This window comes from Tissierella pigra (assembly GCF_009695605.1).
GTDB classification, from domain to species: Bacteria; Bacillota; Clostridia; order Tissierellales; family Tissierellaceae; genus Tissierella; species Tissierella pigra.
In genome coordinates this window covers 1-13,446 of the sequence record NZ_VUNQ01000043.1, presented here as the reverse complement: position 1 = coordinate 13,446, position 13,446 = coordinate 1, and the positions used below count along the sequence as shown (strand labels likewise).

Below are 13,446 nucleotides of genomic sequence, written 5' to 3'. Positions count from 1 at the left end.
AGAAAAGGTATGGACAAGATTTATTGGGGTATCTTAGTTAAGGTACTCTAGTTATTGTTTTTGAAAAATTATCCTATATAATTTTGGAGGATAAAGCTTAACCTTATATTAAAAATATTTTTAGTATAGATAGCAGGAATGGAAAAGAACTTTAGATAAAAAGCATATATATTATAATTACCACGTGAAATAAAGAAGGTGAAAAGGTTGGAAATTAAAACAATTATATTTAACAGCTTAAAATATATTGAGATAAATATTAATGAACCTATAAAAGCAGAAGATATAGCTAAAAATGCAGGATATTCATTATACCATTTCTCAAGGATATTTAAAAAACAAATGGGATTATCAATTATGGATTATGTAAAAGAAAGAAGGCTGATTAAGGCTTCAGAAGAAATATCAAATGGGAAAAAAATAATTGATATTGCATTTAATTGTGGTTACCAGTCACATAGTGGTTTCACAAAAGCATTTAAAAATAAGTTTGGCTTTTCACCAGCACTTTTGAGAGCATTTAGTTTTCAAATTAATAGTTTAGGAGGTAATTGTAATATGAGCCATGTATTTATGAACTATACGCCCATTCATTCTACAAAAGAAGAACTATATGAAATACTGATAAAAACTATAGATAAAAATATGTTAGAATACGACAATGAAAAGATTAATAAGGCATATGAACTTGCTTGTATAGCATATGATGGTAAGAAGAGATATTCAGAGGATGATTATGTAACACACCTAATTAATGTCGCTATTCTCTTGTCAGAGATGGAGGCAAATGAAGAAACAGTTGTAGCTAGTTTGCTACATGATATTATTTTGGAGGAATCTAGCATTTCTTTTGAAGAAGTTAAAAAGGAATTTTCTAACCGAACGATAGATATTATCAAAGGTGTAATGGAGTTTAATAGGGATGATAATATAATTGATGAAGATGTAATAATGATTAAACTAGCTGAAAGACTTCACAATATGAGAACAATTGAGTTTATGAATGAAAGTCGTTGGAAGGAGAAGGCAAAAGAAACATTGGAAATATTTTTGCCAATAGCAGTAAAACTGAATAATGAAAAGATAATAGCTGAACTAAATGATTTATCAGTAAAATATATTTAAGACTTTTTATATATGTCTTGAAATAATTTTTATAATAGAATTATGATATATCACTTTATGTTTGTTTTTTGAGGTATATTTAGGATAGAATAAGCTATGGGTTAGTAAGGTGTCTTTTAATTAAGATACCTTATTTTTTAATTTTAAATAATAAATTCTAAATAATATGTAATGAAAACTAAAATCCTTCGTATTAACATATGAGAGGGGATGGAAGTCATCGCCTACTACTTAGCTAAGTAAAAGTAAAGGAGGTTTTAAAGTGCAGCAAATTACATCTATAGATGTTTTAAGTAGACAGAGTAGTAAAGAAGAGTTATATAATAAAGAAAAAGAATTTACTAGTATATTTGAAGCTTATTATAAAAGAGTTTATAACTATATATATTATAGGGTGAGATGTTACTACACAGCAGAAGATTTGACTAGCCAAGTTTTTGAAAAGATTATGCTAAAGATAGATACTTATTCTGAGAAAAAATCACCATTTGAAGTATGGTTATTTGCCATAGCAAGGAATACAGTAAATGATTATTTTAGAAGTTCCCAGAAACATACATTTATATCCATAGATACGATTAAAGAGTTAATATCAAGAAAGAAAAATCCAGAAGATATGGTAGCAATATCAGAAACAAATGAGGAACTTTTTAAGGCACTAACTATTTTAAATAAAAAAGAGAGAAATATTATAGAACTTAAATTTGGAGCAGAGTTAAAGAACAAAGAAATAGCAGAAATACTAAATATTACTGAAGGTAATGTTGGAATAATCCTCTATAGAACCATGAAAAAACTAAATAAGGAATTAAAAAAGGAGGAAAATTAAGTATGAGTAGAAAAAGTATAGAAAATAGATTCTCAACAGATATAGATAAATATATCAATGGAATTGAAGAAGAAGAAAAAATAATGGAATCAGAAGAATATTACGAACTGCTAGAACTAGGAAAGTCTTTAACTAATAAGGATTTTAGTAAAAATAGCAACAAAAAAGAAGTATTTGATAATACTATAAAAAATATTAATGAATATAGAGAGGAAGTTATTATGAAAAATTCAAGAAAATCTAAACATTTTATAGGTAAAGTAGCATCTTTTGCATTAATATGTGGGTTAGGTTTTTCCATAATGCAGACGTCATTTGCCCAGGAGGTAGTGGGAAAAATAGTAAAAACTATATCACTGGGACATATAACAGTATATGAAGATGAATTTGTAGAAATGGAGTCATATCCTATTCCAGATAAATTAAAAGGTAAGATATTTGATAAAGATGGAAATCCACTAGAGGTATTTTCAAGAGATATGGAAAAGATATATACAGCTGATGGAATAGAAATATCTCATATAGATGGTGCAACAGGTGAGATAATAACTGTAGTTGAAGAGCAGAAAAAGAGACAAGAAGAGAATTTAATAGTTGAAGATTCTAGTAAATTAAATGATTATACATGTTTCAACGTTATACTTCCTACTTATTTACCAGAAGGATATAAATTTGATAGAGCAGAATTTTATAAAGATGAAAATGGTATTGTAGAGAATTCTAAATATATTGGTTTGTTTTTTACTAATGAAGAGACAGGAAAATATATCTATATGCAGCAACGATTTGCAGATGAAGAAACTGCATATGCAACTGGAGGAGATAAAATTGAAAAAATAGAAATTAATGGTGTAGATGCTGTTATTTACAGTGATAGGAATATAGATTGGGAAATGAGAGGTATTATTTATGCTTTATCAGGTAGAGGTGAGGTTACAAAAGATGAATTAATAAAAATTGCAGAGTCCATTAAATAAAAAGTTAAGTCATAACTAATATTTCAATGATAATTTAATATACTGTATTTTTATCTAATAACAAGATAAATCAATGCTGAGGAGCAGCTTGAATAGTGTTGTTAGAATTTTACACAGGAACGGATGGCTAATAGGCTATCCGTTCTTTATTCATTCATTGAAGAGACAAGTCCGATAAACGTCATGGGTTTGAGGACAGCATTCTCAAGTTATGCTCTTTTATTCCATGTTTACACTAATACTATATAAGCAGCTTTTATTAATATTTGTTTATATTCTGACCTAAATAAAATAGAATTAATTTCTCCTATGCTAATCTTGTGCTCAATTATATTACTAGATTTTAAGTAATTAATCATAGATAGTCCTTTTTATATGATAATTTTAATATGTTCAATACTGTGAAAACTACTATCCTATTTTTATTAGTATCATACCTTCTAATTTAAGCCAAGTGTAAACATATAATATCTTGATAAAGATAATCATTATCGATAAAATATATTATAAGGAATTTATATAATTATGTCACGAAACAAAAAATATAAAGGAGAATACAAAATGGAAATAGATTTAAATAAATTAGTAACTCATTTTGCAAATAATCATTTTAAGGTACAAACTGTATCCCATTATAAAATTAGTCCTGGAAGTAAAGGTTTTGAAAAATCAGCTCCATTACCAGGATTTATATTTCCTATTCATGGAAGGGCAAAATATTCTTTTAATGGAACCCCTTATATTACAGAAGTTGGGAGTATAGTCCATGGTGGGGCCAATATGGATTTAGGTAAACAAGTTATAGATAATAGTAATTGGGAGTTTATTATAGTTTTATATGATATTAATTACTTAAATAAAAGTGGATTAAACTTACATAATATACATTTTAAGTTAGATATAGGTGGAAATCCTAAGTTGACATCTCTTTTATGGAGATTAAAAGATATTTCAGAAAAAGAACATGAAATTGCTAGATTTCAAAGAGAGAATATTTTCAGATCTATACTAGAAGAAATCTTTATAAGCGTTCAGAATAGACAAAATAAAGGCATCGAAGCATTATTTAGGCAAGTGTCTTCATATATCCATAATCATTATATGGATAATATAACAGTAAAGGAACTAGCAGAAAAAAATGAAGTAAATGAAAATCAGTTGTTTTATGCATTTAATAAATATGCAGGAATGGGAACTGGAGAATATATAAAACAATATAGATTAAACTGTGCTAAAGAACTATTGATTAACAGTGAAAATACAATTTGCAGGATTGCGGAAAGTGTTGGATATATGGATCCCCTTTATTTTAGCAGAATATTTAAAAGGAATTTTGGGATAGCACCTAGTATTTATAGGGATAAATTCAGGAATAATCCATATTCAATTTAAGATTGCTTCATTCTAAATTCAATTTTTATATGCTATACTAAACAATGTGATTGAGAGTGATTATCAACTGTAAGCAAATAATAAAAAAAATAGTATTAGTTTTAGCCATCACTAAATACCACTTAATCTTTGACTATGACTATCTTAGTAGATAAATCAATTTAAATTTTCTAAGAATAGACATAATTAGCCGAATGCAAACTGCTACCATAGTCTGCATTTGGCTAATTATTTTATATACTAGAAACTAAATAAATTAATGGGAGGGCAAGAAAAATAAATGGTAAGTTCAAACAAAACAAAAACTGAAATTAAAAATATAGAATATGTGGATAAAGGAAGAACATGGGTTGCCTTACTGATTATATTATTAGGGTTAGGGTTTTTGTTTTTTCTTATGGCTTTTTCCATAACTAAAGGCTCTATAGAAATACCCCTCTCTTCAGTATGGGATGTATTATTTAGTTTTGATGAAAATAATACTCATCATCTTATTATTTTAGATATTCGCTTCCCTAGGGTTATAGCCAGTGCTTTAGTAGGAGCTGCTTTTGCCGTAGCTGGAGCTATTATGCAGGGAATTACAAGAAATCCAATGGCAGATTCAGGTCTTCTTGGTCTTAATGCTGGAGCTGGATTTGCTTTATCCATATGCTTTGCATTTTTTCCTAAGATGAAATATATACAAATTATTTTATTTTCCTTTCTAGGAGCTGCATTTGGAGCAGCACTTGTTAATGGCATAGCTTCATTTAGACGAGGAAGAGCTACTCCCATGAGATTGGTATTGGCAGGGGCAGCTGTAAGTGCTTTATTGTCATCCTTAAGTCAAGGGATAGCTTTGTATTTTAACGTGGCACAGGATATTATGTTTTGGGCAGTGGGTGGAGTTGCAGGTTCAAATTGGGAACAGATAAAGATTATGTTTCCATGGATTATAGGTGCATTAATAGGTGGAGTTATTTTATCTCACTCTATTTCTATTTCAAGTTTAGGAGAAGATGTGGCTAAAGGTCTTGGGCTGAATACGGCCATGATAAATGTTCTTTCATCAATAATAGTACTTATATTAGCAGGAGCTTCTGTATCTGTAGTAGGGACAGTAGGATTTGTGGGACTTATAATACCACATCTAGCACGATATCTTGTAGGTGTGGATTATAGGTGGATTATTCCAGTATCTGCTGTATTAGGGGCAATATTAGTTGTAGTTGCAGACTTAGGGGCTAGAACCTTAAATCCTCCATTTGAAACTCCTATAGGCCCTTTAATAGCCTTAGTTGGAGTGCCATTTTTTCTATATTTAGCACGTAAGGAAAGGAGGGCACTATAATGGAGAATATTAAACAAAAAAACGAAGCCCATAAAAATAAGGTTGCAAAACGTAATATAACCATACTAATAACTTGTCTTATATTATTAATATTATCCTTTGTTATTAGTATGAATACAGGATATACGAAACTATCTCCTAATGATACTTTAAAAACCCTATTTGGTGGAGGAAGTCATAAGGAAAAACTGATTCTATTTAAATTTAGGCTTCCAAGAATAGTGGTATCAATTCTTGTTGGTATAGGCTTATCATTATCTGGATGTATAATTCAAGGTATATCTAGAAACCCATTGGCAGATCCAGGTTTACTAGGTATAAATGCAGGAGCTGGCTTAATGGTTATATTGTATGTAATGTTTTTTGGTGCTAAGTCTTTTTTATCAGTGTTTACTTTACCGTTTTTAGCTTTAATTGGAGCAGGCATTACGGCTATTTTGATATATATTTTATCATATAAAAAGGGAGAAGGAGTCGCCCCTTTAAGGTTGATATTAACTGGAATAGCTATACAGGCAGGAATATCTGCATTAACTACTCTGCTTGTTATAAAGTTAGATGATACACAATTTGATTTTGTTGCTAATTGGCAGGCTGGAAGTATATGGGCTAGTAATTGGAATTTCGTTATGACTTTATTGCCATGGATTCTAATACTTGTTCCGTATATAATGATGAAATCAAGAGTATTAGATATATTAAACCTTGGGGATGAATTGGCATATAGTTTAGGGACAGAAGTAGAAAGAGAAAGGCAATTGCTATTAGGAGCAGCAGTGGCCTTGGCAGCATCTTCTGTATCTGTAAGTGGAAGTATTGGATTTGTAGGATTAATAGCTCCTCATTTGGCAAGAAGATTAGTTGGACCAAAACATAGGATATTACTTCCTACCTGTGCCTTAATAGGGGCAGTATTAGTATCTATATCTGATACTATTGCGAAAATAATAGTGCAGCCTTTGGAGATTCCAACAGGAATTGTAGTTGCTATTGTAGGAGCACCTTATTTCCTATACCTATTGTCAAGAAATACGCAGTAATGAAGGGAGTTGAAAATAGATGAATAGTATTAATACAGAAAACTTAAGCATTGCATATGAGGAAAAGCTCATAGTTAAGGGACTAGATATGTGTATTCCAAAAGGGAAAATAACTACTATTATTGGACCTAACGGATGTGGTAAATCCACTTTATTGAAGGCGGTGGGTCGTATTTTAAAGCCAAAGGATGGTATTGTTTACTTAAATGGTGAGGATATTCATAATTTGACCACAAAGGAAATAGCACAGAAAATGGCAATACTTCCCCAGTCTCCACAAGCTCCATCTGGACTTACTGTGGGAGAATTGGTGGCATATGGACGTTTCCCACATCAAAAAGGATTTGGGAAATTAAAGGAAGAAGATAAAGAAATAATTCAATGGGCTTTAGAGGTCACAAAAATATTGGAGTTTGAAACAACAATAGTAGATAACCTTTCTGGTGGTCAAAGACAGAGAGTATGGATAGCTATGGCATTAGCACAGGGAACTGATCTTATTTTATTGGACGAGCCTACTACTTATTTGGATTTATCTTATCAACTTGAAGTTCTGGAGCTTTTATATAATCTAAATAAGAAACAAAATAAAACAATTGTAATGGTATTACATGATTTAAATTTGGCCTCTAGATTTGCAGACCATATGGTGGCAATTCGTTGTGGAGAAATTATATCTCACGGAGATCCAGAAAAGGTAATGACCCCTGAAATCTTAAAAGAAGTATTCAATATTGATGCTCATATAGTTAGGGATCCACGAAAAGGTTGTCTCACCTGTATTTCATATGATTTGATTAAAAATAAAAACAATATGTGTGCAAAAATATGTGGAGGTATGAATATATGAAAAAAATTGCTATTTATGGAAAAGGTGGTATAGGAAAATCTACTACTGTATCCAATATATCAGCTTCATTGGCATCTATGGGATTAGTTGTATTACAAATAGGTTGTGACCCTAAAGCGGATTCTACCAGAAATTTAACTGGTGGAAAAAATATTCCTACCGTATTAGAGACACTTCGCAAAAATGGAGACGCTGATTTAGAAGAATTAGTATATAAGAGTACAACGGGAGTTCTATGTGTTGAAGCAGGTGGACCAGTTCCAGGTGTAGGCTGTGCTGGCAGAGGAATAATTACAGCTTTTGAAAAGTTAGAGGAATTAGATGCCTATGAAAAATATAATCCTGATATAATACTTTATGATGTTTTGGGAGATGTGGTCTGCGGTGGCTTTGCAATGCCAATTAGAGGCGGATATGCTGAAGAAGTGTGCATTGTAACTTCTGGAGAGATGATGTCATTATATGCAGCTTCAAATATATCCTATGCAGTTAAAAGTTTTGAAAATAGGGGATATGCTTCTCTAAAAGGCCTTATACTTAATGCTAAAAATATTGAAGGTGAAAATGAGTTGGTGGATAATGCTGCAAAAGAAATTGAGACCTCTGTTATATATCGTATGCCTCGCCATCCTCTAGTACAAAAAGCAGAAGAACAGGGAAAAACTGTGGTTGAAGCATTTCCAGATTCAGATATGGCAGAGCATTATAGAAATTTAGCTAAGCTATTATTAGATGGAGGTGATGCTAAATGAATAGAATACAGCATCTAAAAAAGATAGCTTCTGTTAAATCAAATGCTGGAATAAAATTTTTAACATCAGCAGCTTTTCCTGGAAGCCACTGTCCATTGCATACATCCCTAGCTTTAAGTACAAATATTAGAGGAATGTCTACTTTAGTAGTAGGAACTGCAGAATGTAGTATTTACAGTAGAAATGTGGTTAAAAAAGCCAGATATTCAGAAGAAACTTTGCATTGGATGTATGTTTTGGATTCTAATGAAGTGGTTTTTGGATGTAGAAAGGGAGTAATAGATGCCATAAAGGAAATGGACAAAGAAGGAGCAGAAGCCATTATGGTGATTTTGACCTGTGTTCCAGAAGTAATAGGAGAAGATATCGAAGGAATTATTCATGAAGTACAACCTCAGGTAAAAGCTCGTCTTAGCTCAGTATTGATGGGACATTTTAGATGCAATAGCCATCCTTCAGGATATTGGAAAACATTATTATCTTTTGGAGGTATGATGGAAAAGAGAGATATAAACTCTAATATAGTTAATATACTTGGACGTAGTACAGATGAGGATAATATTCCAATGCCAGAACTTCTAATGGAACTTGAAAAAAAAGGATTTCATCTACGGATGCTTGCACCGAAATCAGATATTAAGGATTTCATTGGGGCTACAGATGCAAAGCTTAATCTAGTTATTTCTCCATATATGAATCCATTGGCAGATATGATGGATAAGCAATTTAGTATTCCATTTATAAGCCTACATGAGATTTATAATGTTTTAGAAATAGATGAAACATATAGAAAAATAGAGGAAATATTAAGTATATCTTGGGATAATAGATTTGATGAGCTTAGGGAAAAAGCTCTAATGGCGGAAAAAAAAGCAGAAAAGGAGCTAGGGGGATTAAGATATATTTCCACAGGTAGAAATCCAATACCTCCATTGGCTTTAGCTTTTTATTTAAATAAATTTAATATGATACCAATTCTGCTTCATATGGAAGAATTTTATCCAGATGATCGTCAATGGGCAAAAAAACTAGAAGAAGTAGGAATAAATCCTTTTGTTTGTCATATGGTGAATGATAAAAGAGATGCACCAGTGTTAGAAGAGTTAGAACCAGATTTGTCCTTTGGAGAAATCTTTGAAGGAACAGGGAAAGTACCTTGTGTGTCTTATTTATATGAATTATATGGTCAAATAGGATATGAAAGAACAAGCTTTTTATTAAATAGAATTATGAATACTTTAGAAAATCATAAAAATAAAGGAGGGATTTAAATGGGACTTCATCGATTTAGCCCACCTCTGTCAGGAAGAATGGGAATTTTGAGAACTCTTGCACCAATACGGGATTCTGCAATAATAGAATATGGATGTATGGGACATATGATGTATGGAAGGATGTTTCTAAATAGAGCAGGAGTGTCTGGTATGGCTAAAACATATTCCACTCATATTGATGAAGCAGATATTTCATTAGGAGATACAACAAGACTGAATCGAGCTATTGCTGAAATTGTAGAGAAAGATAAACCAAAAGTTATTTTCTTACTTCCATCTTCAGTTCCACAAGTAATAGGCACAGATTTACCAGCAATATGCAAAGAACTTCAACCTGAATATCCAGATATTCCGTTAATTCCATTTGGATATGGTGGTTTTGATGTCTTTGGATATAGAGGAGTCCAAGAGGCACTTTTGCTTTTAGTTAAAACTTTACCTATAGATATAGAGAAATCTAAACAGAAGACCTTTAATATTATAGGTTCCTGTGCAGATCTCTTTCGTTTTCAAGCTGATGCAGATGAGCTTATTAGAATTATGGAAGGATCTTTTGGAATAACGCCTACATGTGTTATGACTTCTCATACCAATGTTGATGATATATGGAATATGGGAAATGCAAGTATAAATTTAGTCATAAGGAGGGAAGGAATTCCTGCAGCTGAATATTTACAAGAAAGATTTGGTATTCCTTATTTAGTAGGTAGACCTTATGGTATTAAAGGTACCATTAAATGGATTGAGGATATTGAAAAGATATTAAATATTCCTTCTAATATAGAATTTATAAAGTCAGAAGAAGAAATAGCGAAAAATCAAACACTTCCTACCATACCATTTTTTAAGCACATATTCCGTTCTCATCCTGAGGAAGGTACAATTTGCTTAGGTGGCCATGCAGATGTGGTAAAAGGGATACTTACCTATGCAACGGAAGAAATGATGTTTAATAAGGGACCTTGTTGGTGCGATTCATCTGATATGTCTAGTGAAGAAATTCCATATTTAACAGAGGAAGAGTGGACAGCTATAATAAAATCAAATAAAAAAAGTTTATTAATGGCTAGTGGTGAAGCTCTTGAATGGGGAGGAGGAAATTTATCACTTCAAATATCCAATCCAGATACAAAATGGAGATTAAATCCTTATCTATCTCCATTTGTAGGATTTAGAGGTGCTCTTAATTTAATTGATTTATGGCTTAATGCTGCCTTAGATCAGGATCATGATTAGAATAAATATATATGTCATTGAATTAGAAATTTTCTATTAGTTATAAAAAAATCTCTTTTCTGGTTTGAATTTTATTTTGACTCTTGCCAGAAAAGAGATTTTTATTTTGAAAAAGTATAAGTTGTTTTACAATACCTTATTTAGAATACATTTCAGTTAGCTTTTCAGCTGCAAGACGTAATGTTAGTGGTCCGAAACTATTCATATTCTCATCAAAATAGTAAATTCGTCCATTTTTAACTGCATCCATAGATTGCCATACAGAGGAAGATTCCATACTTTCAACAAAGGATTTAGACATGTCATAATTATGCTGAAACACAATATAATATGGATTCATTTCTGCTACGGCTTCCAAAGACATTGAATCAGCAGCATCTGAAAATCCTTCTGGCTTTGTAATTCCAAAGATTTTGTAGTACTTTGCAGTTCCTTGGGCAATAAAATTTTTCCCATCAGTACGGAAAAGCCCAAAGGTTCTATCTTCATATGATGCCAATGTATCTTTTGTGTCAGAGATTTCCTTTTCAATTTCCACAATAAGTTTTTTTGCTTCTTTCTCTTTTCCTAAAAGCTTTCCAATCATTAAAAGCTGTTCTTGCCATGTGGAATTATAATCTAGCTGTACCACTGGTGCTATTTCTACAAGCTGATCATAGGCATCAAGACCAGCAGGATTATGGAAAGTCACTAATAAATCTGGATTTGACTCTAAAACTGCCTCAAGATTCAAATCCCTAGAACTGCCCACTACTGTCATGTCCACATTTTCAAGATAAGGTCCAAATAACTCTGACTTATCAAGTCCTTCAGTTTCCCCCAATTTATTCCCTATAGCTGCTGCAGTGGGAGGTGTATCAAGTGCTAGAAAATGTTCCATATAAACCACATGGAGAAGAGTTATTCGTTCTGGCTGTTTCTTCAAAACAATCTCATTTCCTGCTGCATCTGTAATGGTTCTAGGCCAAACTGCTTCCTTAATTGGTTCTTGACCTCCTTCATCTACATTTGATGTGTTTTCAGATATATTTGTGTTATTATCTTCCACTGGTGCTTTACTACAACCAGCTAAAACCCCTGTAAGTAAGGTTAAAACCATGATTAATACTATAAGTTTTTTCACATTAAGTCCTCCATTATAAATTTGTTAGTTAGCCTTGGGTAACTAATCTTAGATTCAAGTATAGCAAAGGGATTTTTATATTGGAATAGATAAATTCTGAAAGTCCTATGGATTATTTTTGAATCATTTATGAAAGAATAAATGGGTCTATTTTATCATCTACAGTATCAAAAGAAAGCCATCTACTTATTATTAACCTACAAATCAAATCTACAAACCTCTTAAAACACAGTGTTATTTACGGTCTATCACTTATAGTCACTATGGATGATTATTGCAAGAGTTATAGGAGTTTTACAATTATTTTATTGGGTATATAAAAAGGACTTATTAAAATTATCCATAGCAGTACATTGTTTAGTTAACTTTACTGATGTTATTTCTTTAGTTATGTTATTGTAGATTTTATATAGAGGTACAACTTGGAAAAATTCGACTTAATAGTGTTCTAAAGAATATATTAATTCTTAAGCTACAGAGAATATTTCAATAATGGCTCAAGGATGAACATAAAGTTTAATAATCTTTATAGGCAGTATTAGAAACACTTAGGGCAAATGTTCAAAGCCTCCAGAACCATACTTTTATGATTAATAAATTAGAAATTATACTGTAATTATGAAAATCCATATTTTATGGTGTAGATAAATAGAATTATGTCAGGTAAAGAATGAATATATAATAGAAAGTTGTGATGTATATGAAGATTATATCCATAAAAAAGTCTCCTGAATATAAAGATGTAGCAATTAAATATTTTCAAAGTAAATGGGCATCTCAAGATAGTATGAATGTCTATAGTGATTGCATAACAAACTGTATTACTACATCAAACTCGTTGCCACAATGGTATTTGCTGATGGACAAAGGGGAGATAATTGGTTGTGCTGGACTTATTACCAACGATTTTATTAGTCGCATGGATTTATATCCTTGGGTTTGTGCTTTATACATAGAGAAAGAATATAGAGGAAATGATTATGGCTCTATTCTATTGGAACAGGCCAAGAAAGATGCAAAGATAGGTGGCTTTTCTTACTTATATCTTTGTACAGGGCATATTGGATATTATGAGAAATATGGATTTAGATATATAGGTACGGGCTACCATCCTTGGGGGGACAGTTCTCGTATATATTGTGTAGATTTATAAATTTGATGATAGGATATATCTTTCATAGAAATATTTTATATAAGAAAAAGACATTCGTTTAATGACAAATGTCTTTTTTATTGACATAACAAAACAAGAGTGATAATATAAAATTATATCGCCACTTTTAAGCAGATGATTACTATTATCCAATTATAGTATATAACTTTTCGAAGTCAATGTCAATAGTTTTTTAAAATAATTTTATTCTAGAGAAGTCAAACATATGTGACACGACCTCTGAAAAATTTTCTCTGAATAATGCTGTGGTTTTCTTAAATTGCTAGTAATTATTTTGTCAAGGAGGAAAGCGATAGCGATCCTTGATTAAATAATTATTAGTAATACCATCTTAAGCAGCA

At 31.3% G+C, this 13,446-nt stretch carries 12 protein-coding genes; 11 read left to right on the top strand and 1 reads right to left on the bottom strand.

The features are described 5' to 3' along the window. The first annotated feature begins 207 nt into the window (after positions 1 to 207). The 10 genes from FYJ83_RS15220 (at position 208) to FYJ83_RS15175 (ending at position 10,808) form a co-directional block, all read left to right on the top strand. A complete protein-coding gene (locus FYJ83_RS15220) occupies positions 208 to 1,125 on the top strand; it encodes a helix-turn-helix domain-containing protein (protein WP_154441929.1) in 918 nt (305 codons plus the stop codon). 262 nt (positions 1,126 to 1,387) lie between these two features. Then, complete coding sequence (locus FYJ83_RS15215) at positions 1,388 to 1,954, top strand: ECF subfamily RNA polymerase sigma factor, BldN family (protein WP_326828354.1); 567 nt, start codon at positions 1,388 to 1,390, stop codon at positions 1,952 to 1,954. A 2-nt stretch (positions 1,955 to 1,956) separates the two neighbouring features. After that, on the top strand, positions 1,957 to 2,931 hold the full coding sequence (locus FYJ83_RS15210; protein WP_154441927.1) for a DUF4367 domain-containing protein: 975 nt from the start codon (positions 1,957 to 1,959) through the stop codon (positions 2,929 to 2,931). Between the two features lie 561 nt (positions 2,932 to 3,492). Then, positions 3,493 to 4,323, top strand: a complete 831-nt coding sequence (locus tag FYJ83_RS15205; protein ID WP_154441925.1) for a helix-turn-helix transcriptional regulator — start codon at positions 3,493 to 3,495, stop codon at positions 4,321 to 4,323. Between the two features lie 280 nt (positions 4,324 to 4,603). Further along, entirely contained in the window at positions 4,604 to 5,656 is a 1,053-nt protein-coding gene (locus tag FYJ83_RS15200) for a FecCD family ABC transporter permease (RefSeq protein ID WP_154441923.1), read from the top strand. Then, positions 5,656 to 6,696, top strand: coding sequence for a FecCD family ABC transporter permease (locus tag FYJ83_RS15195; protein WP_154441921.1), 1,041 nt, complete (start codon positions 5,656 to 5,658; stop codon positions 6,694 to 6,696). The genes FYJ83_RS15200 and FYJ83_RS15195 overlap by 1 nt, the downstream gene beginning before the upstream one ends. A gap of 19 nt (positions 6,697 to 6,715) precedes the next feature. Then, entirely contained in the window at positions 6,716 to 7,546 is an 831-nt protein-coding gene (locus FYJ83_RS15190) for an ABC transporter ATP-binding protein (RefSeq protein WP_154441919.1), read from the top strand. Further along, entirely contained in the window at positions 7,543 to 8,298 is a 756-nt protein-coding gene (locus FYJ83_RS15185) for a nucleotide-binding protein (RefSeq protein WP_154441917.1), read from the top strand. Before FYJ83_RS15190 ends, FYJ83_RS15185 begins: the two co-directional genes overlap by 4 nt. Then, positions 8,295 to 9,569 carry a nitrogenase component 1 gene (locus FYJ83_RS15180; protein WP_154441915.1) on the top strand — a complete coding sequence of 425 codons (1,275 nt, stop codon included), beginning with the start codon at positions 8,295 to 8,297 and terminating at the stop codon, positions 9,567 to 9,569. The genes FYJ83_RS15185 and FYJ83_RS15180 overlap by 4 nt, the downstream gene beginning before the upstream one ends. Continuing rightward, on the top strand, positions 9,570 to 10,808 hold the full coding sequence (locus FYJ83_RS15175; protein WP_154441913.1) for a nitrogenase component 1: 1,239 nt from the start codon (positions 9,570 to 9,572) through the stop codon (positions 10,806 to 10,808). Between the two features lie 136 nt (positions 10,809 to 10,944). Here the strand turns inward: FYJ83_RS15175 and FYJ83_RS15170 are convergent, their stop codons facing one another. After that, positions 10,945 to 11,931, bottom strand: a complete 987-nt coding sequence (locus tag FYJ83_RS15170; protein ID WP_326828353.1) for an ABC transporter substrate-binding protein — start codon at positions 11,929 to 11,931, stop codon at positions 10,945 to 10,947. Between the two features lie 700 nt (positions 11,932 to 12,631). On the opposite strand from FYJ83_RS15170, the gene FYJ83_RS15165 reads away from it, so the two are divergent. Then, a complete protein-coding gene (locus FYJ83_RS15165; RefSeq protein WP_154441963.1) occupies positions 12,632 to 13,084 on the top strand; it encodes a GNAT family N-acetyltransferase in 453 nt (150 codons plus the stop codon). The last annotated feature ends 362 nt before the right edge of the window (positions 13,085 to 13,446 follow it).

What these genes read in the sequence shown, in the direction of transcription:
- FYJ83_RS15210 (WP_154441927.1), top strand. Translation starts at nt 1,957, where the DNA reads ATGAGTAGAAAAAGTATAGAAAATAGATTCTCAACAGATATAGATAAA.
- FYJ83_RS15205 (WP_154441925.1), top strand. Translation starts at nt 3,493, where the DNA reads ATGGAAATAGATTTAAATAAATTAGTAACTCATTTTGCAAATAATCAT.
- FYJ83_RS15200 (WP_154441923.1), top strand. Translation starts at nt 4,604, where the DNA reads ATGGTAAGTTCAAACAAAACAAAAACTGAAATTAAAAATATAGAATAT.
- FYJ83_RS15195 (WP_154441921.1), top strand. Translation starts at nt 5,656, where the DNA reads ATGGAGAATATTAAACAAAAAAACGAAGCCCATAAAAATAAGGTTGCA.
- FYJ83_RS15190 (WP_154441919.1), top strand. Translation starts at nt 6,716, where the DNA reads ATGAATAGTATTAATACAGAAAACTTAAGCATTGCATATGAGGAAAAG.
- FYJ83_RS15185 (WP_154441917.1), top strand. Translation starts at nt 7,543, where the DNA reads ATGAAAAAAATTGCTATTTATGGAAAAGGTGGTATAGGAAAATCTACT.
- FYJ83_RS15180 (WP_154441915.1), top strand. Translation starts at nt 8,295, where the DNA reads ATGAATAGAATACAGCATCTAAAAAAGATAGCTTCTGTTAAATCAAAT.
- FYJ83_RS15175 (WP_154441913.1), top strand. Translation starts at nt 9,570, where the DNA reads ATGGGACTTCATCGATTTAGCCCACCTCTGTCAGGAAGAATGGGAATT.
- FYJ83_RS15165 (WP_154441963.1), top strand. Translation starts at nt 12,632, where the DNA reads ATGAAGATTATATCCATAAAAAAGTCTCCTGAATATAAAGATGTAGCA.